We start from the raw sequence: 18,446 nt of genomic DNA, 5'->3' as shown, positions 1-18,446 counted from the left end.
CCTGTGTCATGTCCCCGGTCGGCTCAGGTGCCGAGCCTCCCGCGCCACTCGCGGGGCGACATGCCGTAGGCGGCGCGGAAGGCCCGGCTGAAGTGGGAGTAGCTGGTGAAGCCGAAACGGTGGGCGACGGCCGTCAGCGCCGGGGCGTCGCGCGCGGGGCGGCCGAGTGCGCGGCGGCAGGCTTCCAGCCGGCGGTGCCGGATCCAGCCGCTGACGGTGGTGCCCTCCTGCTGGAAGAGGCGGTGCACGTGACGGACGGAGAGGTGGTGGGCGGCGGCGATCGTCCGGGGGGTGAGGTCCGGATCGGTGAGATGGTCCTCGATGAAGCCCTTGATGCGCAGCCGCAACAGCGTGCCGGCGGCGTCGCCGTCGGGGTGGGGCGCGTCGTGGGCCAGGCGCTCGGCGGCGAGGGTGGCCAGCAGATCGGCGGCGTTGCGGGCGAGCAGGGGGCGCAGGTGCGGAGCGTAGGTGCCGGCCTGGTCGGCGAGCCGGGAGAGGAACGGGATGACCAGGGCGGCGGTCTCGGTGTCGGGCTGGACCGGCGTCCCGGCGATACGCCGCCGGTCGGCCTCGCGCAACCCCAGCGACTGCGGCGGTAACCGGAAGGCGTGCGTACGGGAGAGGTCCGGGCAGGTGAGGGTGTAGGGCCGGGTCGTGTCGGTGAAGGCGAGGCTCCCGGGCTGGAGCAGGGTCCGCCGGTCGCTCTGGCCGATGATCACGCAGCCGCTGTCCTGCAGCAGCACCGTGACGTGGTCGTCGGCCGTGAAGCGGGCCGTCGCGTACGCGGACGCGTGGACCCGCTGGGGTCCGGCCTCGGTGGTGGTGACCCGCAGGGGACCCAGCCGGTGGGTGGTGACTCTCATGACGGTTCCTCCCTGCTGTGATCCCTGCCGTTCCTAGACGGGCGGGGAGGAACACGGGTTGTGACCGAGGAGGCGTCGCCGCGGGGCATGTTCTGTGGCGCGGACGGGCAACTCGGCCCGCGATACGGCCCTTACCGTCGTGCCGCCCGTCGATCGAACTCCGCGCCATGTGACTGCGTGCGGGAGTTCCCGGTCCCAGGAGACGCACACGATGACGACTGCCCGCCCGGCCCCATCGGCGCTGCCCCGCATGCCCGAACTCCAGGTTCCGTGGCGGGCGTTGAGCGTGACACGGGAGACGGTGACGGCGGAGGTGGCCGAGTGGGAGCCGCCGCCCTCGGACGGGTTCCGGATCGTCGCGCATCTGCGGGGTGCCGCCCGGTTCGAGGCGGACACCGGTGACGGCCGCCGGCGTTCGGCGACGTGTGCGCCCGGTGACGTCTGCCGGATTCCGCCCGGGCGCCGGATCTCGGTGCGCTGGCGGTTGCTCGGACCGGGCCCTCTGGAGATGGTGCACATCCTCCTGCCCGCGGAGGTCCTCGAGCGCCACCTGGCCGAGGACCCGGACGGCCGGCCCGTGGATCTCCGGTCGCTGGAGCCACTGCCGGAGCCGGATCCGCTGATCGTCACCATGGCCGCCGCTCTGGTCCGGGCCCGTGAGGCCGGGGCGGGGCAGCTCTACGCCGACTCCGCCGCGGAGTACCTGGCGGCACACCTCCTCGCGCCCCTGCGCAGCCTCCCCGCCGAGTGCGGTGCGCTCGGCCGGCGCCAGCTGGACACGGTCATCGCGTACATGCGGGCCCATCTCGCCGACCGTATCGGCCTGGACGACCTGGCCCGTGAGGTCGCGCTGAGCAGGTTCCACTTCCTGCGGCTGTTCTCCGCGACGACCGGGCGGACACCCCATCAGTTCCTCACCGGTCTGCGGATCGAGACCGCGCGCCGGATGCTGGAGGCGGGCGACGAACCGGTGGGCAGGATCGGCCAGTTGTGCGGGTTCACCACGGCCAGCCACTTCACCACGGTGTTCCGCCGGCATGTCGGTCACACGCCCACGGACTACCGGCGGCTTCGGCGCGGACACGGATGACGGGACGGGACAGGCCCGGCCGAGAAGACACCCGGCCGGGCCTGCAGATGGAATGGATCAGTTGATGTAATCAGCCCAGTAGGTGCTGAACCTGCCGACGCCGAGGTCGGAGATCACGTCGAACGCGGCGGGGCTCAGGTCCACGTCGTACGGCCCGCAAGTCGGGCACTTGTCGACGATCTTTGCCCACGTGGCCGTCCCCGACGGGCCGTAGACGATCACGTACTTGCCGCACACAGGGGAGTTGTTGGGGTTGGGGTAGCTGCCGTACAGCTGCGAGGAGACCGCCGCCACCAGCTCGTTGTCACCGTGCCACTCGCCGCACGCCCCGACACCGACGCTCGGGTTGTACCAGGTGATGCTTCCGTAGTGCCAGGTCGCGGTCGCGGCGGAGGCGGGGGAGGCGCCCAACGCGGTCGTGGCGGCGATGGCGCCGGCAACTGCGCCGACCGTCAGGGAGCGCCGGGTGGCGCTCTTCATGGCTTTGATGGACTTCACGACATTGGACACGTTTCAGCTCCTGGGGAGAGAAGGTGAGTTTGCGAAGTCCGGATCCGGGACCGTGCGCTTGCTGTGGCCAGCAAGGACGATACGCAATCCACCAGCGGGAACTCTGTCGTGAACGTGCGGTCCATTAACGGGATGTTGCGGAGGCCCGCACGGGGCGTCGAAGACCCCTGTGGGGCGGTGACCCTGCCGGGGGTGGCGGGGTGGGTGGCGGGGTGACGTTCAACACATCGGACGTCTCTGATCGCACAGGTGGATTCATCCTGCACTTGTTGCTCATCGCGCACTGTTCCCGCAGGGCGAGCACGTGTCACCCGATCTCTGACGTTGCGTCATATTGCTTTCGGGAAGCGGAAGGCGGAACTCGCACCTACTTTCAGGTAAGCGGCGAGGGTGTTCACGGAGCGCTCCCGTTCGTCACTCCTGCCCCTAGGCTGGTGCCAGACCCCCCACAGAGAACTGGCGGCCGAGGGCATGAAACCACTGCGCCCAGAAGACCCCGAGCAGCTAGGGCCCTACCGGCTCCTCGCCCGACTCGGAGCAGGCGGCATGGGCCGGGTCTATCTGGCGCGGTCCTCGGACGGCCGTACCGTCGCCGTCAAGGTCATCCGGCCCGAGATGGCCGAGGACAAGAGCTTCCGCATCCGCTTCCGCCGCGAGGTGGCGGCAGCGGCGGCGGTCGGCGGGGTCTACACGGCTCCCGTGGTGGACGCGGCGCCGGACGACGAGACGCCCTGGCTCGCCACCGCGTACGTGGCCGGCCCCACCGTGGCCGAGGCGGTCGCCGAGCACGGCCCGCTGCCCGTGGAGACCGTCCTCGCACTGGGCGCGGGGATCGCCGAGGCGCTCATCGCGGTGCACGCCGAAGGGCTGGTGCACCGCGACCTCAAACCCTCCAACGTGCTGCTGGCCGCCGACGGCCCGCGCGTCATCGACTTCGGCATCGTCCGCGCCCGCGACGGCTATGAACTCACCGGCGACGGCTCGCTGTTCGGCTCCCTCGACTACATGTGCCCCGAACAGGCCACCGGGGAGCAGATGGGGCCCGAGGGAGACGTCTTCTGTCTCGGCTCGGTGCTCGCGTTCGCCGCGTCCGGGCACCCGCCGTTCGGTGGGGCCGCCGGAGCCGCGCTGCTCTACCAGGTGGTCCACGGCTCGGCCGATCTGGCCCTGGTGCCCGAGCCGCTGGACAAGATCATCAGTCTCTGTCACGCCAAGGACCCGACCCTGCGGATCGACCCCGACCGGCTCTCCGCCGCCTGCGCGCCCGGCGGCGCCGAACAGGTGCTGACCGAGGGGTGGCTGCCGGGGACCGTGGCCGACATGATCGCCGCGCGCCGGGCGGCCGCCGCGCTCGCGGAGCGCCGGGCCGCCGCGACGGACCTCGCGCGGGGCAGGGGAAGGCCCGACGGCCTGCCGGACACGGCACCGACCGGCTCCGCCGACGTATCCGAGCCGCAGTCGTACGCGGCCGGTCGGGGCCGGTCGGCCTATGCGACGGTGGGGTGGTCGGCCTACGAGACCGCAGTCACCGGTGAGCAGGGCGGAGCCGGGGGGACGGGCGTCACCGGGTGCCCGCGCGGGAGCGGCGCGGCCGGTGCCTACGGCGCCGGGGCCTCCGGGGCTGCCGGGGCGGACCTGGACGGTGTCCGCGACGCGCGTGGGGCCGAGGGCTCCGGTGTCGGAGGGCTCGCCACCGAGCCGCCCGAAGCGGAACCCTGCGTCCTCGCACACGAACCGCAGGAAACGCTGGAGTCGCCGAGGCGGGGAACGGCGTTCGACTCGGTGCAGGCGGGGCCACGAGGCGGAGCGGACGGCCCAGTGCTGGAACGTTCCGCCGCGCCCGCCCACCACCGTGCCCGAGGTTCCCGAGGCGCCCGCGCACGCTCCCGGCTCTCCCGGCGCACGGTCCTCACCGCGGCGGCGGCCACCGGCACGACGCTCATCGGGGGCGCGGCCGTCGTGGCCGCTCGGAGAAAGACGGGAGGACAGGGGGTGGGCCCCGCCGGTCCGGCCCCCGAACCGACCTGGGTCTACCGGGGCGGCCCGCTGCTGCAGGCCCCGGCCGTCTTCCAGAACGGCACGGCCCTGCTCAAGACCCGCCCCGGCACGATGATCTGCCTCGACCTCGCGAACGGCTCCCAGCCCAAGTGGGTCTACCAGGGCATCAGCCTCTCGCCCACGCCCGTCATGCTGACGTACGGCGCGGCCGTCGCGCTCGGCGGCACGGGGGCGACCCTGATCGGCGTCGACCCCGCGACCGGCGCCGAGAAGTTCACGCTCGACTTCGGCGAGGACTACCAGTTCGACCAACTGCTCGGCAGCTACGACGGATACGCCGTCTCGGTGCTCGGCGCCAGCCTCCAGCGCCGGTCGGGGGAGCAGGGCGTGGCGACCTCCACCAGCACGGTCTTCGGCGTCGACCTCAGGGCACGCCAGGCCCTCGTCATCCCGATCGACCCGGAGGACGTCGGCGTACCTCTGCAGCCCGTCATCACCTCCCGCCACTTCGTCTACGCCGACGGACTGCGCAACATCGCGGCCCGTGACACCCGCGACGGCGGCAGCCTGGTCTGGCGCCACCCGGTCGGCTACGACCTGCGGCCGGGGCTGGCGGCGCTCGGCCAGACCGTGTTCGCCATCGGCTCCGAGTTCATCGCCCTGAACCTGGCCGACGGAAAGCTGCGCTGGCAGGCCAAGGCCGAGCGAGGCATGTTCGCCTCCCTCGGAGCGGGCGGCAACACGGTCTACGCCACCGGCACCGAACCGTACGGCGTCCACGCGTTCAACGCGGCGAACGGCAAGCGGCGCTGGTTCTGCGAGACGCCCCGCCTCAACGTCGACAGCCCCATCGCGGTCGGCGCCCACGCCGTCTACGTCCCGGCCTACGAGAACAAGGACGGCTTCTACGCCATCGACACCGCGACCGGCCGTCTGCTGTGGAACTTCACCGACGGCCGCGAGACCGGCGTGAACGACTGGCAGCTCTCCTGCGACGGGGCCGGACACCTCGTGGCCCAGCACTTCGACCGCGCCTACGGACTGCCCGTCACCTGAGGCGTCGCGTAGGCTCCGGCCTCGTGAGCATCCCGCCCCCGACCGACTGGAGCCGCCTCCATCACGCCTACGGCCGGGCGACGGAAGTACCCGGGCAGCTGACCGCGCTGGCCGACCCCGATCCGGCGGTCCGCCACGCGGCCGTGTCGGCCCTCACCGGCAACGTGTACCACCAGGGCACCCGCTGGCCCGCGAGCGCACACGTCGTCGCACCCCTGGTCACCCTCCTCGACACTCCCGGAACACCGGACCGTGCCACCGTCCTCCACCTCCTGCACTCCGTGGCCGTCGGCGACCTGACCGACGACCTGCTCCCCTTCGACCCCGCACGGGCCTTCGCCGAGGCCGACCGGATCGGCCCGGCGGACGAACAGGCCGTGATCCGCGTCCTGTTCGAGGAGGACGACCCGGACACCGAGTCCATCGCCGACGTGGCCGACGCCGTGGCCCTGCGCTGGGCCGCCGACGCCTACCACGCGGTGGAACGCCACACCGCGTCCGTCCTCCGCCGGCTGCACGACCCCGATCCCGCCGTGGCGGCCCGCGCCGCCGCCCTGGCCGTCTGGTACCCGCACCTGGCCGGCCTGCCGGAGGCGCTCACCACCGTCCCCCACGACCTCAGAGCCGCCAGGGCGTCCGCCAACCTCGCCCTGGCCCACCTCCCCGGCCCCCTCACGCCCGGCGAACTCGCCGCCCTGACCGCGTGCCTGGAGTCCCCGGACCCGACGGTCCGTCTGACGGCGGCCGTGGCGATGGCCCGCCGCCCCCCGACGGCCCTGCCGGACGAGGCCCTGACGATCCTCGTCCACGCCGACGCCACCGAAGTCCCCGGCAGCGTCCCGGGCTGGTCCCGGTCCCTGCGGGGCCACACCGCCCGCACCCTCCAGCACCTCGGCCTGTGACCGCGCCGCGGGGCCCGGGCCTCAACTGTCGAAGTCGACGGTGAGGTCGGCGGACGTGGCGTAGGTCTGGCAGGTCAGGACGTAGCCCGCCTCGACCTCCTGGGGTTCCAGGGCGTAGTTGCGGCGCATGTCGGCGGTGCCGGTGGTGACACGGGCGCGGCAGGTGCCGCAGACGCCGCCCTTGCAGGCGAACGGGAGGTCGGGACGCGCTTGTTGGGCCGCGTCGAGGACGGTGCGATGGCGTGGGGCGGTGAAGGTGGTGGCGCGGCCGTCGAGGAGGACGGTGACCCGACTCGACGGGCCTTTGCCGAGGGAGTCGGCGCGATCGGGGACGGGAGTGGTGGGCAACTCCTCCTCCGCGTGGAACAGTTCCTGGTGGACACGGTCCGCGTCGACGCCGAGGCCGGCGAGGAGAGCCCGGGCGTCGCGCACCATGCCGTGCGGGCCGCACAGCCACCAGTCGGAGACCTCGCGGACGTCGAGGAGGGCGTCCAGCAGGGCGGTGAGCCGTCCGGTGTCCAGGCGGCCCGACAGGAGCTCGGCCTCGCGCGGCTCCCGGGACAGGATGTGCGCGAGGTGGAAACGCGCCGGGTACCGGTCCTTCAGGTCGGCGAGTTCGTCGGCGAACATCACCGTGCCGGTGCGCCGGTTGCCGTAGAGGAGTGTCACGCGCGCCTCCTCGTCGGCGGCGAGGACGGACGCGGCGATGGACAGCATCGGGGTGATGCCGGAGCCGGCGGCGACCAGCACCTGGTGGCCGAAGCCGCCGGTCGGGTCCGGGTCCGGGGTGAAGGCACCGGCCGGGGCCATCACCTGGAGGGTGTCCCCGGGGCGCACGCCGTGCACGAGCCAGGAGGAGAACAGCCCGCCCGGTACGACCCGCACACCGATGCGCGGTGCCGTCCCGGCCGGGGAGCAGATCGAGTACGAGCGCCGCTCGTCACGCCCGTCGATCTCGCGGCGCACGGTGAGGCACTGACCGGGCCGGAACGCGAACTCCTCGGCCAGCCGGTCGGGGACGTCCAGGGTGAGCGCGGCGGCGTCGGCGCACAGCGGCTCCACGGCGGACACCCGCAGGGCGTGGAAGGCCGGCCGACGGCGGGGCCGCACGGAGGGCGGTGGGGAGGCGGGGAGGGTCATGGCAGGTCCTTGAGGTGGAGATGGGCTCCGATGGGTCACCACCGCGCGTCCGGATGGGCGCGGGCCACGCTCTGCAGTTCGGTGAGCAGCGGTGCCAGGTGGGGGGTGTGTTCGCCGTTCCTGCCGAAGCCCGGGACCGCGCTGGGCCGCTCGTCGGACCGGACCAGCCCGGCCTCGGTCAGCACCTGCCCCAGGTCCCGCCGGGTCCGTTCGGCGACGGCGGCCGAGGACGCGCCGAAGCGCTCGGCCGTGCGGTCCGTCAGCAGCTCCTCCAGCCAGGGGTCGAGCGTGTCCAGCGCGTCCCGCATCCGGCGGGCGGACTCGGGGGTGCCGTCACCGAGCCGTACCGTCCACTCCGCGGCGTAACGGCGGTGGTAGGCCAGCTCCTTGACGCTCTTCGCGGCGATCGCGGCCAGCATCGGATCGGGCGCGGCGGTGAGCGCCTCGCACACGGCCAGCCGCCACACGGACAGCACCAGCAGCCGTAGGACGGTGAACGCGAAGTCCCCGCCCGGCAGTTCGGCGAGGCGTACGTTGCGGAAGTCCACCGGGTCGCGGAAGTACGCGTACGCGTCCTCACCGCGTCCCGTGCCGTCGGCACGGGACGCCCTCGCGTACAGCAGCCGGGCCTGCCCGAGGAGGTCGAGGCCGATGTTGGCCAGCGCCAGCTCCTCCTCCAGCTCGGGGGCGCGGGTGCACCACTCGGCCAGCCGCTGCGCGGTCACCAGGGCGTCGTCGCCGAGCGCCAGACAGCAGGCCGCCAGACCGCCCGCGACCCCGTCGGGCACCGCCTGGTCGACCCCGTGCAGAGGGTCGCTGAAGCCGGTGCCGAACGCCCAGCGCGCGCTGTCCCCGTCGACGTACAGGTCCTCTTCGGTCATGCACTGCTCCTCGGTGTCGCCAGGTCCTAGATGTGGGGGACGTCGTCGGGGATGTCGTAGAAGGTGGGGTGCCGGTAGACCTTGTCGGCGCTGGGGGCGAAGAAGGGGGCCTTCTCGTCGGGCGCGGACGCGGCGATCGTGTCCGAGCGCACGGCCCAGATGCTCACGCCCTCGTTGCGCCGGGTGTACAGGTCGCGGGCGTGGAGCAGGGCCATCTCGTCGTCGGCGGCCCTCAGCGAGCCGACATGGACGTGGTTCAGCCCGCGCCTGCCGCGCACGAACACCTCGTACAACGGCCATCCCCGCTGCTCGGAGGTCATGCCGCCACCCCTTCCCGCACCCTGGACGCCCGTCTCGCGGCGTGCGCCGCCGCGGCCTCGCGCACCCAGGCGCCCTCCTCGTGGGCGGCCCGGCGGCGGGCGATCCGCTCGGCGTTGCAGGGGCCGTCGCCCGCGACGACCCGCTTCAGCTCGTCCCAGTCGGGGGTGCCGAAGTCGTGGTGGCCGCGCTCCTCGTTCCACCGCAGCTCCGGGTCGGGCAGGGTGACGCCCAGCCGCTCGGCCTGCGGGACGGTCATGTCGACGAACCGCTGCCGCAGCGCGTCGTTGGAGTGGCGCTTGATCCTCCAGGCCATGGACCGCGCCGAGTTGGGGGAGTCGTCGTCGGGCGGGCCGAACATCATCAGGGACGGCCACCACCAGCGGTCGACCGCGTCCTGCACCATCGCCCGCTGCTCGCCGGTGCCGCGCATCATCGTCATCAGCAGCTCGTAGCCCTGCCGCTGGTGGAACGACTCCTCCTTGCAGACGCGGACCATCGCGCGCCCGTACGGCCCGTACGACGTCCGGCACAGCGGCACCTGGTTGCAGATGGCCGCCCCGTCCACGAACCAGCCGATCACCCCGACATCGGCGAAGCTGCGGGTCGGGTAGTTGAAGATCGAGGAGTACTTCTGGCGGCCGTCGACCAGCCGCTCGGTGAGCTCGGTGCGGTCGGCGCCGAGCGTCTCGGCCGCCGAGTAGAGGTACAGCCCGTGTCCGGCCTCGTCCTGCACCTTGGCGAACAGGATCGCCTTGCGGCGCAGCGAGGGCGCCCGGGTGATCCACTCGCCCTCCGGCTGCATGCCGATGACCTCGGAGTGGGCGTGCTGGGCGATCTGCCGCACCAGCGTGGCCCGGTAGGCGTCCGGCATCCAGTCGCGGGGCTCGATGCGCTGATCGCGGGCGATGGTGTCCTCGAAGGCGGCCTCGGGGTCGTGGGGCCCGGGCGGTGCCGTGGTGGGGTCCGTCATGGAAAGTCGTGTCCTGTCGTCATCGGGAGGGGGCGGTCGGTCGTCGTTCACCAGCGGTGGAAGCCCTGACCGCTCTTGCGGCCCAGTTCGCCGCGGGCGACCTTGTCCCGGAGCAGCTGGGGCGGCGCGAAGCGTTCGCCGAGCGTGGCGTGCAGGTGCTCGGCGATGGCGAGCCGCACGTCGAGGCCCACCACGTCGGTCAGGCGCAGCGGCCCCATCGGATGCCGGTAGCCGAGGCGCATGGCCGTGTCGATGGCCTCCGGGTCGGCGACGCCCTCCTCGACCATGCGGATCGCCTCCAGACCGAGGGCGAGCCCCAGCCGGCTGCTGGCGAACCCGGGGGAGTCCTGCACGACGACGTCCTGCTTGCCGAGGGCGTGCGTCCAGCGGATCGCCGCGCCGAGAGTGTCCGCGCCGGTGCCGGGAGCCAGGACCAGTTCGACGAGGGCCGAGACGGGAACGGGGTTGAAGAAGTGCATCCCCAGGAAACGCCCGGGGTGCTTCAGGACCGCCGCGAGCTCGGTGACCGACAGGGAGCTGGTGTTGCTGGCCAGCACACAACCGTCGTGCACCGCCTGCTCGGCGGCGGCCAGCACCTCCGCCTTCAGGGCGGCGTCCTCGGGGACCGCCTCGACGACCAGGTCGCAGTCGTGGGGCAGTTCGGCGACCGAGGACACGACCGTGACCCGGTCGGGCACGTCGAGGTCCGGCGCGTCGCCGAGCGTGCCGCGCTCGGCCGCCGTCCGCAGGCCCCGCGCGATCCGCTCCAGAGCGGCCGCCGCCGTGGTGCCGTCGCGTTCCACGACGACCACCCGCGCACCGGCCGCCGCGAACGACTGGGCGACACCGGCGCCCATCCGGCCGCCGCCGATCACCCCCACCACCGAGGGCGGGGTCGGAGCCGAGGTCATGCCCGGCCTCCCTTCTTCTCCAGGAACCGCGTCATGCGCTCCTGTTTGTCCGGGCTCTCGAAGAGCACCGCCTGAGCGAGGTCGTCGGCCACGGGATGCGCCCCCGAGGCGTCGGTGACGAGTTTGGTGAGCCGCAGCGCGAGCGCCGAGGAGCGGGCCATCCGGTCGAGCAGCGCGTGCGCCTCGTCGAGCAGCCGGTCCTGCGGTACGACGTCCAGGACCAGCCCGCAGCCGAGCGCCGCCCGCGCGTCGAGGGTGCGTCCGGCGAGCAGCACCTGCTTGGCCACCGACTCGCCCACCAGCTCGCGCAGCCGCCAGCAGGCCCCGGCGGCGGCGAGGATGCCGAGGCCCGGCTCGGGGTTGCCGAAGACCGCGTCAGGACCGGCGATCCTGAGGTCACAGGCGTACGCCAGCTCGGCGCCGCCGCCCAGCGCCCACCCCGGCACGGCGGCCACCGTCGGCAGGGGCAGCCGGCGCACCCGCTCGAACAGCCGGCTGTTGATGCCCTGGAGGGCCTCCTCCCGGCCGCGCCGCCGCAGCTCCGCGATGTCGGCACCGCCCGCGAAGACCCCGCCGTGCCCGGTGAGCAGCAGCACCTTCGGGGCGCGCTCCAACTCCTCGCACACCCGGTGCAGTTCGGCGACCATGCGGCCGCTGATGGCGTTTTGGGCGTCGGGCCGGCACAGGGTGACCACCACCCGGTCCACCCGCTCCTCGACGGTGAGCGTCTCGTACGGGCTCATACGCGCTCCACGAGCATCGCCACGCCCTGCCCCACCCCGACGCACAGGGTCGCCAGGCCCCGTCGGCCGCCCTCCCGTTCCAGCCGGCCCAGCAGGGTGAGCAGGACGCGGGTGCCGGAGCAGCCCAGGGGATGGCCGAGGGCGATGGCGCCGCCGTCGGCGTTGACCCGGTCCGGGTCGAGCTTCAGCCGCCGTACGACCGCCAGGGCCTGGGCGGCGAACGCCTCGTTGAGCTCGATCGCGTCGAGGTCGTCGACCGTCCAGCCGGCCCGCTCCAACGCCAGGGCGGTGGCCGGTACCGGACCGAGCCCCATGAGGTGCGGTTCCACCCCGGCCGAGGCGGCGGTGACCACCCGGGCCCGGGGAGTCAGCCCGTACCGCTCCACCGCCGCCGCGCCCGCCACCACCAGGGCGGCGGCCCCGTCGGACAGGGGTGAGGAGTTGCCCGCGGTGACGATCCCTCCCTTGCGGAAGACCGGGCGCAGCCCGCCCAGCCTCTCCAGTGTGGTCGTCGGGCGCGGTCCCTCGTCCTCGGTCACCTCCCCGTCCGCCACCGGCACCGGGACGATCTCCGCCGAGAAGCGGCCCGCCTGCCGGGCGGCGACCGCGCGCCGGTGGCTGCGCAGGGCGAAGGAGTCCGCCTCCAGCCGGGTGATGCCGTCCAGGGCGGCGACCTCCTCCGCGGTCTCGCCCATCGACAGCGTGGTCGCGGAGGGGAAGCGCGGGTTGGTGAACCTCCAGCCCAGCGAGGTGTCGTGGACCTCGCCCGGCCGCGCCCAGGGTGTGCCCGGCTTGGCCATCACCCAGGGCGCGCGGGTCATCGACTCGACCCCGCCCGCCACGACGAGCTGCGCCTCACCGGCCCTGACGGCCTGCGCGGCGGACGCGACCGCCGTCAGCCCGGACGCGCACAGCCGGTTGACGGTGTACCCGGGCACGGTGTGCGGCAGCCCGGCCAGGAGTACGGCCATCCGCGCCACGTCCCGGTTGTCCTCGCCGGCCTGGTTCGCGGCACCCAGGATCACCTCGTCCACGGCCTCGCCCGGGATCCCGGCCCGGCGTACGGCCTCACCGACGACGAGCGCGGCCAGGTCGTCGGGCCGTACGGCGGCCAGCGCACCGCCGTAGCGGCCCTGCGGGGTGCGGGCCCCGTCGATCAGATACACGTCAGGCATGGGCCTGCTCCTCGGCGGGGGCGTGCCGGCGGGACTGGAGGACCGAGAAACGGCCGGTGACGAACGCCGGGTCGGTCAGGGTGGCGTTGGCCGCCGGGTTGGCCGACGTGCCGTGGAAGTCGCTGAAGGCGGCCGACTGGTTGGGGTACACGTCCCCGGTCAGGTTCTCCGACAGATGCACTCCCGCCTCCAGGGCGGTCTCCCGCGCGGCGGCCAGGACGTCCTCGCCGGTCGCGTACACGCAGGCGGTGAGCGCGCCGTGGTGCCGTACGGTGTCGTGCAGGACGCGCAGCGAGTGCGCGGTGTCGTCGGTGGCGATGACGAAGGAGACCGGCCCGAACCACTCGCTCGTGTAGGTCTTCTCGTCGGCCTCCGCGTCGAGACGGGCGATCAGCGGGGTGCGTACGACGGCGTCCGGATGGTCGGGGTGGGTCACTTCGCGCGAGGGACGGGCGGTGCGGCCCAGGGCGGCGGCCTCCGTCAGCCGTGCGAGGACCCCGCTGTTGACGATCGCGCCGAGGGTGGCGGCGGCCCGGGCCGGGTCGCCCAGCAGTTCGTCCAGCGCACGGCCCAGATCGGCGGCGAACTCGTCGGCCGTACGCGGTCCTCGGTCCGTCGGGAAGCCGTCACGGGGCACCAGGATGTTCTGCGGGGTGGTGCACATCTGCCCGCTGTAGAGCGCCAGTGAGAAGGCGAGGTTGCGCAGCAGTCCCGCGTAGTCGTCCGTGGAGTCCACGACGACCGTGTTGAGCCCCGCCTTCTCCGTGTGCACGACGGCCTGGCGGCAGTTGGCCTCCAGCCAGTCGCCGAAGTCGCTGGAGCCGGTGAAGTCCACGATCCGCACGTCGGGGTGGGTGGCCAGCGCGGGAGCGGTGCGCTCCTCGGCGCGTGAGGCGGCCAGCAGCACCACGTCCGGGTCGAAACCGGCCTCCGCCAGCACCTCCCGAGCGATCCGCACGGTGATCGCCAGCGGCAGCACGGCCCGCCGGTGCGGCTTGACGATCACCGGGTTGCCGGTGACCAGGCTCGCGAAGAGTCCCGGGTAGCCGTTCCAGGTGGGGAAGGTGTTGCAGGCGACGAGCACGGACACCCCGCGCCCGACCGGTGTGTACGTCTTGTCCATCACGAGCGGTCCGCCCCGGCGCCGTGGCTTGCTCCAGCGCGCGCCGGCCGGATGGCGGCGCTGCGCCTCCCACGCGTACGCCACCGCCTCGAGACCGCGGTCCTGAGCGTGCGGTCCGCCCGCCTGGAAGGCCATCACGAAGGGCTGGCCGGTGGTGTGCTGGACGGCGTGCGCGATCTCGAAGCTCGCCGCGTTCAGCCGGGCCAGGATCTCGGCCGCCACACCGGCCCGGACGTCGGGGCTCGCCGAACGCCAGGCGCGGGCGGCCGACTTGGCCGTGGCCACCGCGGCCTCGGGCGCCAGCTGCGGATAGCCGACACCGAGAGGGAAGCCGTACGGCGACTCCTCCGCTGCCGGGACGGTACCGGTGGTGGGGTGGCCGTCGAGCGGGAAGGGCCGGTCGAGGAGGGCGCGGAAGGCCGCCTCCCCCGCCTCGGGAGCTCCGGCGCCGTACACGGAGGCGCTCGGGATCTCCGGGTACGGCGTCCAGTGGCCGCGGTCGGTGGTGCGCGCCACCGCCTGCTGGAGCAGGTCGGCGTGGCGGGCGAAGAAGTCGGGATGCTGATCGGGGAACATGAGAACTCCAGGCCGAACGTTCGGTCGGTAGATGGGTGCGGTGCGCCCCGGGACGGGGAGACGGTTCGGGTCAGACGTCGGCGAGGAGGATCGCCGGGCGTTCCACGCAGTCGGCCACGAACCGCAGGAAGCCGCCCGCCGTGCCGCCGTCGCAGACCCGGTGGTCGAAGCTGAGCGACAGCTGCGTGACCTTGCGGACGGTCAACTCGCCGTCCACCACCCAGGGTTTGTCGACGATCCGGCCCACGCCGAGGAGCGCCGCCTCCGGGTGGTTGATGATCGGCGTGGAGCCGTCGACGCCGAACACGCCGTAGTTGTTGAGCGTGAAGGTGCCCCCGGTCAGCCGGTCGGGCGGCAGGCTCCCGGTTCGGGCCAGCTCGGTCAACCGGGCCAGTTCTGCGGCGAGTTGGACCGTCGTCAGTCGGTGGGCGTCACGTACGACCGGGACGACCAGGCCGCGGTCCGTCTGCGCGGCGAAGCCCAGGTGGACCTCGTCGTACCGCAGGATCTCCCGACGTCCGGTGTCCACCGCCGAGTTGAGCTCGGGATGGCGGCGCAGCCCGGCGACACAGATCCGGGCGAGCAGGGCCAACAGGCCGACGCGGCGGCCGGGTTCGGCGGCCTCCAGCGCCTTCTTGGCCTGGAGCAGTCCGGTGGCGTCCACGTCGACCCAGGTGGTGGCGTCGGGTATCTCGGCACGGCTGCGCGAGAGCTTGTCGGCGACGGCCTTGCGGACGCCCCGGAGCGGGATGCGGACGGGCCCGCCCGAAGAGATGTCCGAAGAGATGCCCGGGGAGGCGTCCGGGGAGGCGTCCGGGGAGGCGTCCGGGGTGGTTTCCGGCACGCTCTCGGCGAGGGCCCGTTCGACGTCCCGCCGCAGGACGACCCCGGCGGGACCCGTCGGCGCCAGCGCGGTGAGGTCAATGCCGTGGTCGCGGGCCAGCCGCCGCACGAGGGGCGAGATGACGCGGGGAGCGTGCGGCTCGGCGACCGGTGCGGGTGCGGGCGTCTCCGGCGTGGCCGCGGCCCGTCGGCGGCGACGGCGTGGCGCCGGTTCGTGCCCGGTGCCGTAACCGATCAGAACGTTGCCGGACCCGGCCTGCTCCTCCTCGCGGTACCGCTCGGCGGCGGTGTCCACGACGGCGGGCTCCGCCACGGGTGCCGCCGCTCCCACCGTGATCAGCGGTTCCCCCACCCCCAGCGCGGTGCCCGCGTCCGCGTGCAGCCGCAGCACCGTTCCCGCGTACGGCACCGGCACCTCCACCGCGGCCTTGGCGGTCTCCACCTCGACCACGACCTGGTCGATCGTGACGGTGTCGCCGACGGCCACCTTCCACTCGACGATCTCCGCGTCCGTCAGCCCTTCGCCGAGGTCGGGCAGCCGGAACAACTGCTCGGTCGGCGTTGCCGTGGTCATGCGACCGCTCCCTTCGGCAGGTGCCGGATGTCGGGCTCGTCGGTGAACTGGAGACGGTCGACCGCGTCCAGGATCCGGTCGACGCCCGGCAGATGCGCGTGCTCCAGCTTCGGCGGCGGATACGGGATGTCGAAGCCGGCCACCCGCAGCACGGGCGCGGCGAGCGAGTGGAAGCAGCGCTCCTGCACGCGAGCGGCGATCTCCGCGCCGACCCCGGCGAAGCCCTGCGCCTCCTGGACGACCACACAGCGCCCGGTCCTGCGCACCGACTCCGCGACGGTCCCGTCGTCGAAGGGCACCAGCGTGCGCAGGTCCACGACCTCCAGCTCGACGCCGTCCTCGGCGGCGGCCTCCGCCGCGGCCAGGGCCACCGGGACCGACGGACCGTAGGCGACGAGCGTGGCGTCCCGGCCCGCCCGCCGGATCGCCGCCCGCCCGAACGGCAGCGCCCCGCGAGGCGCCTCCGGATCGGTGTCCTCGCGCGACCAGTACAGCTTCTTCGGCTCCAGGAAGACCACCGGATCGGGGTCGGCGATCGCGTCCCGCAGCAGCCAGTACGCGTCCTCGGCGGTGGCCGGGGTGACCACCTTCAGGCCGGGCGTGTGCGCGTAGTACGCCTCGCTGGAGTCGCAGTGGTGCTCCACCCCGCCGATTCCGCCCGCGTAGGGCACCCGGATCACCATCGGCAGACCGATCCGGCCCCGGGTGCGGTTGCGCGTCTTCGCGACATGCGAGGCGATCTGCTCGAACGCCGGGTACGCGAAGGCGTCGAACTGCATCTCCACCACCGGCCGGAACCCGCCCATCGCCATGCCGACCGCCAGCCCGACGATGCCGGCCTCCGCCAGCGGCGTGTCGAAGCAGCGCTCCTCGCCGAAGTCGCGGGTCAGCCCGTCGGTGATGCGGAAGACACCGCCGAGCGGGCCGACGTCCTCCCCGAAGACGAGGACCCGTTCGTCCTCGCGCAGCGCGTCGCGCAGGGCGGTGTTGAGCGCCTGCGCCATCGTGACCTTGGCCATCGTCGTCAGTCCTCCTGGGCCTGGGTGGTTGCGGCGAGCTCCGCCGCCAACTGGGCGCGCTGCTCTCGAAGTTGCGGGGTGGGCTCGGCGTAGACGTGGTCGAACAGCTCCAGCGGGTCGAGCACGGAGTCCGCGTTCATGCCGTCCCGCAGCCGCGCCGCCAGCTCCTCGGCCTCGTCCCGCAGCGCCGCCACGTCGGCGTCGGTGAGCGCGCCGCGCGAGCGCAGATACGTCTCCAGCCGCTCGACGGGGTCGGCGGCCCGCCACCGCTCGACCTCGTCGTCCGCCCTGTAGCGGGTGGCGTCGTCGGCGTTGGTGTGCGCGTCCATGCGGTAGGTGTGCGCCTCGACGAGGACGGGGCCGTTCCCGGCGCGGGCGTGCTCGACGGCCGAGGCCAGCACCGCGAGGACCGCTACCGGGTCGTTGCCGTCGACCTGCTCGGAGCGCACCCCGTAACCGATGCCCTTGTACGCCAGGGCGGGCGCCGCGGTCTGCCGGGCCAGCGGCACCGAGATCGCGTACTTGTTGTTCTGCACGAAGAACACGACCGGCGCGCGGAACACGGCGGCGAAGTTGAGCGCCTCGTGGAAGTCGCCCTCGCTGGTGGCGCCGTCGCCGATCAGCGCCATCGCCACCCCGTCCTCGCCCTTGCGGCGCAGGGACTCGGCCATGCCGGTCGCGTGCAGCACCTGGGTGGCCAGCGGGGTGCACTGCGGGGCGACCCGGGTGGCGGCGGGGTCGTAGCCGCAGTGCCAGTCGCCGCGCAGCAGGGTCAGCACCTCGACGGGGTCGATGCCACGGGTCACCAGGGCGACCGAGTCGCGGTACGTCGGGAACAGCCAGTCGTCCGGGCGCAGCGCGAGCACCGCGCCGACCTGGCAGGCCTCCTGGCCGCGGCTGGACGGGTAGACGGCGAGGCGGCCCTGCTTGGTCAGGGCGGTCGCCTGGGTGTCGAACCGGCGGCCCAGGACCATCCGCCGCCAGGCCTCGCGCAGGGTCTCGACCGGCGGCTCGGTGTAGCCGGCCGGCGGCCTGGCGACGGGGGTGCCGTCCTCGGTCACGAACCGCACCGGCGTCAGCGACGGCAGAAGGCCCTGGACCGTCTGGCGGAGGCTCTTCACGGACATGGAGGGCACTCGCTTTCTCTGGACACTTGACAGGAGAATGGTGGACATCGCGGAATATGTGTTCAATGGCTCGGCAGAACCGGCGATGAACTGCCGGATGAAAGCGCCTGGGAGGGCAATGTGTCCGAGGAAACCTCGCTGCCGGTGGCGGTCGCCGGACGAACTGCCGTCCCGCTCGACGACATCGACCGCCAGATCCTGAGCCGCCTTCTGGAGGACGGCCGGATCTCGGTGCGGGCACTCGCCGAGCAGGTGCACATCTCCCGGGCCAACGCCTACACCCGGATCGGCCGGCTCGTCGCCGAGGACGTCATCACCGGCTTCACCGCGCAGCTCAACGCCCAGCGGGCCGGCCTCGGCACGAGCGCCTACGTCACGCTGAGCATCGAGCAGAACGCCTGGCGGGACATCTCCCGCGCCCTGCGCGCGATCCCCTACGTCGAGCATGTCGCCCTGGTCACCGGCGACTTCGACGTGCTGGTGCTGGTGCGCGCGCCGGACAACCTGGCCCTGCGCAAGGTCGTGCTGGAGAGCGTCCACGCCGTGCCGGGGGTGCGCTCCACCCGCACCTGGCTGGTCTTCGACGAGGTGCGGGGGCGCGGCGCCACCTGGACGGACTGACCA

Annotated in this window: 17 protein-coding genes; 4 read left to right on the top strand and 13 right to left on the bottom strand. The window is 73.3% G+C overall.

Going from position 1 to position 18,446, the window contains the following annotated elements:
* Nucleotides 1-23: 23 nt before the first annotated feature.
* On the bottom strand, nt 24-863 hold the full coding sequence (locus tag ACLZN2_RS30010) for a helix-turn-helix domain-containing protein (RefSeq protein WP_416982479.1): 840 nt from the start codon (nt 861-863) through the stop codon (nt 24-26).
* Nucleotides 864-1,074: 211 nt separating this feature from the next.
* Here ACLZN2_RS30010 and ACLZN2_RS30005 point away from each other — a divergent pair, with 211 nt between their 5' ends.
* The gene (locus tag ACLZN2_RS30005; protein ID WP_416982478.1) at nt 1,075-1,953 is read left to right on the top strand and encodes a helix-turn-helix domain-containing protein; all 879 of its coding nucleotides are present in this window, start codon (nt 1,075-1,077) and stop codon (nt 1,951-1,953) included.
* 57 nt (nt 1,954-2,010) lie between these two features.
* Here ACLZN2_RS30005 and ACLZN2_RS30000 read toward each other — a convergent pair whose 3' ends face one another.
* Nucleotides 2,011-2,463, bottom strand: a complete 453-nt coding sequence (locus ACLZN2_RS30000; protein ID WP_416982476.1) for an RlpA-like double-psi beta-barrel domain-containing protein — start codon at nt 2,461-2,463, stop codon at nt 2,011-2,013.
* 471 nt (nt 2,464-2,934) lie between these two features.
* Between ACLZN2_RS30000 and ACLZN2_RS29995 the strand changes: the two genes are divergently transcribed.
* Nucleotides 2,935-5,517 (top strand): protein kinase domain-containing protein, encoded by a 2,583-nt coding sequence (locus ACLZN2_RS29995; protein ID WP_416982475.1) that lies wholly within the window; start codon nt 2,935-2,937, stop codon nt 5,515-5,517.
* Nucleotides 5,518-5,540: 23 nt separating this feature from the next.
* Nucleotides 5,541-6,419 carry a hypothetical protein gene (locus ACLZN2_RS29990; protein ID WP_416982474.1) on the top strand — a complete coding sequence of 293 codons (879 nt, stop codon included), beginning with the start codon at nt 5,541-5,543 and terminating at the stop codon, nt 6,417-6,419.
* A 21-nt stretch (nt 6,420-6,440) separates the two neighbouring features.
* Here ACLZN2_RS29990 and paaE read toward each other — a convergent pair whose 3' ends face one another.
* The 11 genes from paaE to pdhA form a co-directional block, all read right to left on the bottom strand.
* A complete protein-coding gene (paaE, locus tag ACLZN2_RS29985; protein WP_416982472.1) occupies nt 6,441-7,559 on the bottom strand; it encodes a 1,2-phenylacetyl-CoA epoxidase subunit PaaE in 1,119 nt (372 codons plus the stop codon).
* Between the two features lie 35 nt (nt 7,560-7,594).
* Nucleotides 7,595-8,440 carry a 1,2-phenylacetyl-CoA epoxidase subunit PaaC gene (gene paaC / locus ACLZN2_RS29980; RefSeq protein WP_416982471.1) on the bottom strand — a complete coding sequence of 282 codons (846 nt, stop codon included), beginning with the start codon at nt 8,438-8,440 and terminating at the stop codon, nt 7,595-7,597.
* A gap of 26 nt (nt 8,441-8,466) precedes the next feature.
* A complete protein-coding gene (paaB, locus tag ACLZN2_RS29975) occupies nt 8,467-8,760 on the bottom strand; it encodes a 1,2-phenylacetyl-CoA epoxidase subunit PaaB (protein ID WP_416982470.1) in 294 nt (97 codons plus the stop codon).
* Nucleotides 8,757-9,731, bottom strand: a complete 975-nt coding sequence (gene paaA, locus ACLZN2_RS29970) for a 1,2-phenylacetyl-CoA epoxidase subunit PaaA (RefSeq protein ID WP_416982469.1) — start codon at nt 9,729-9,731, stop codon at nt 8,757-8,759. The genes paaB and paaA overlap by 4 nt, the downstream gene beginning before the upstream one ends.
* Nucleotides 9,732-9,778: 47 nt before the next feature.
* The gene (locus ACLZN2_RS29965) at nt 9,779-10,642 is read right to left on the bottom strand and encodes a 3-hydroxyacyl-CoA dehydrogenase family protein (RefSeq protein ID WP_416982468.1); all 864 of its coding nucleotides are present in this window, start codon (nt 10,640-10,642) and stop codon (nt 9,779-9,781) included.
* A complete protein-coding gene (locus ACLZN2_RS29960) occupies nt 10,639-11,385 on the bottom strand; it encodes an enoyl-CoA hydratase/isomerase family protein (protein WP_416982467.1) in 747 nt (248 codons plus the stop codon). Before ACLZN2_RS29960 ends, ACLZN2_RS29965 begins: the two co-directional genes overlap by 4 nt.
* The gene (locus tag ACLZN2_RS29955; RefSeq protein WP_416982466.1) at nt 11,382-12,560 is read right to left on the bottom strand and encodes a thiolase family protein; all 1,179 of its coding nucleotides are present in this window, start codon (nt 12,558-12,560) and stop codon (nt 11,382-11,384) included. The genes ACLZN2_RS29960 and ACLZN2_RS29955 overlap by 4 nt, the downstream gene beginning before the upstream one ends.
* Entirely contained in the window at nt 12,553-14,259 is a 1,707-nt protein-coding gene (gene paaN / locus ACLZN2_RS29950) for a phenylacetic acid degradation protein PaaN (protein ID WP_416982465.1), read from the bottom strand. The genes ACLZN2_RS29955 and paaN overlap by 8 nt, the downstream gene beginning before the upstream one ends.
* 70 nt (nt 14,260-14,329) lie before the next feature.
* The gene (locus tag ACLZN2_RS29945; protein ID WP_416982463.1) at nt 14,330-15,676 is read right to left on the bottom strand and encodes a dihydrolipoamide acetyltransferase family protein; all 1,347 of its coding nucleotides are present in this window, start codon (nt 15,674-15,676) and stop codon (nt 14,330-14,332) included.
* The gene (locus tag ACLZN2_RS29940) at nt 15,673-16,695 is read right to left on the bottom strand and encodes an alpha-ketoacid dehydrogenase subunit beta (protein ID WP_416982462.1); all 1,023 of its coding nucleotides are present in this window, start codon (nt 16,693-16,695) and stop codon (nt 15,673-15,675) included. The genes ACLZN2_RS29945 and ACLZN2_RS29940 overlap by 4 nt, the downstream gene beginning before the upstream one ends.
* 5 nt (nt 16,696-16,700) lie before the next feature.
* Nucleotides 16,701-17,822, bottom strand: a complete 1,122-nt coding sequence (gene pdhA, locus ACLZN2_RS29935; RefSeq protein WP_416982460.1) for a pyruvate dehydrogenase (acetyl-transferring) E1 component subunit alpha — start codon at nt 17,820-17,822, stop codon at nt 16,701-16,703.
* A 120-nt stretch (nt 17,823-17,942) separates the two neighbouring features.
* On the opposite strand from pdhA, the gene ACLZN2_RS29930 reads away from it, so the two are divergent.
* Nucleotides 17,943-18,443: an Lrp/AsnC family transcriptional regulator gene (locus tag ACLZN2_RS29930; RefSeq protein ID WP_416982458.1), complete on the top strand. Its 501-nt coding sequence runs from the start codon at nt 17,943-17,945 to the stop codon at nt 18,441-18,443.
* Nucleotides 18,444-18,446: the final 3 nt, after the last annotated feature.

Source organism: Streptomyces sp. T028 (assembly GCF_048159505.1).
Lineage (GTDB): Bacteria > Actinomycetota > Actinomycetes > Streptomycetales > Streptomycetaceae > Streptomyces.
This window is presented reverse-complemented; position numbering and strand designations above follow the sequence as displayed.

What these genes read in the sequence shown, in the direction of transcription:
- ACLZN2_RS30010 (WP_416982479.1), bottom strand. Translation starts at nt 863, where the DNA reads ATGAGAGTCACCACCCACCGGCTGGGTCCCCTGCGGGTCACCACCACC.
- ACLZN2_RS30005 (WP_416982478.1), top strand. Translation starts at nt 1,075, where the DNA reads ATGACGACTGCCCGCCCGGCCCCATCGGCGCTGCCCCGCATGCCCGAA.
- ACLZN2_RS29995 (WP_416982475.1), top strand. Translation starts at nt 2,935, where the DNA reads ATGAAACCACTGCGCCCAGAAGACCCCGAGCAGCTAGGGCCCTACCGG.
- paaE (WP_416982472.1), bottom strand. Translation starts at nt 7,559, where the DNA reads ATGACCCTCCCCGCCTCCCCACCGCCCTCCGTGCGGCCCCGCCGTCGG.
- paaC (WP_416982471.1), bottom strand. Translation starts at nt 8,440, where the DNA reads ATGACCGAAGAGGACCTGTACGTCGACGGGGACAGCGCGCGCTGGGCG.
- paaB (WP_416982470.1), bottom strand. Translation starts at nt 8,760, where the DNA reads ATGACCTCCGAGCAGCGGGGATGGCCGTTGTACGAGGTGTTCGTGCGC.
- paaA (WP_416982469.1), bottom strand. Translation starts at nt 9,731, where the DNA reads ATGACGGACCCCACCACGGCACCGCCCGGGCCCCACGACCCCGAGGCC.
- ACLZN2_RS29965 (WP_416982468.1), bottom strand. Translation starts at nt 10,642, where the DNA reads ATGACCTCGGCTCCGACCCCGCCCTCGGTGGTGGGGGTGATCGGCGGC.
- ACLZN2_RS29960 (WP_416982467.1), bottom strand. Translation starts at nt 11,385, where the DNA reads ATGAGCCCGTACGAGACGCTCACCGTCGAGGAGCGGGTGGACCGGGTG.
- ACLZN2_RS29955 (WP_416982466.1), bottom strand. Translation starts at nt 12,560, where the DNA reads ATGCCTGACGTGTATCTGATCGACGGGGCCCGCACCCCGCAGGGCCGC.
- paaN (WP_416982465.1), bottom strand. Translation starts at nt 14,259, where the DNA reads ATGTTCCCCGATCAGCATCCCGACTTCTTCGCCCGCCACGCCGACCTG.
- ACLZN2_RS29945 (WP_416982463.1), bottom strand. Translation starts at nt 15,676, where the DNA reads ATGACCACGGCAACGCCGACCGAGCAGTTGTTCCGGCTGCCCGACCTC.
- ACLZN2_RS29940 (WP_416982462.1), bottom strand. Translation starts at nt 16,695, where the DNA reads ATGGCCAAGGTCACGATGGCGCAGGCGCTCAACACCGCCCTGCGCGAC.
- pdhA (WP_416982460.1), bottom strand. Translation starts at nt 17,822, where the DNA reads ATGTCCGTGAAGAGCCTCCGCCAGACGGTCCAGGGCCTTCTGCCGTCG.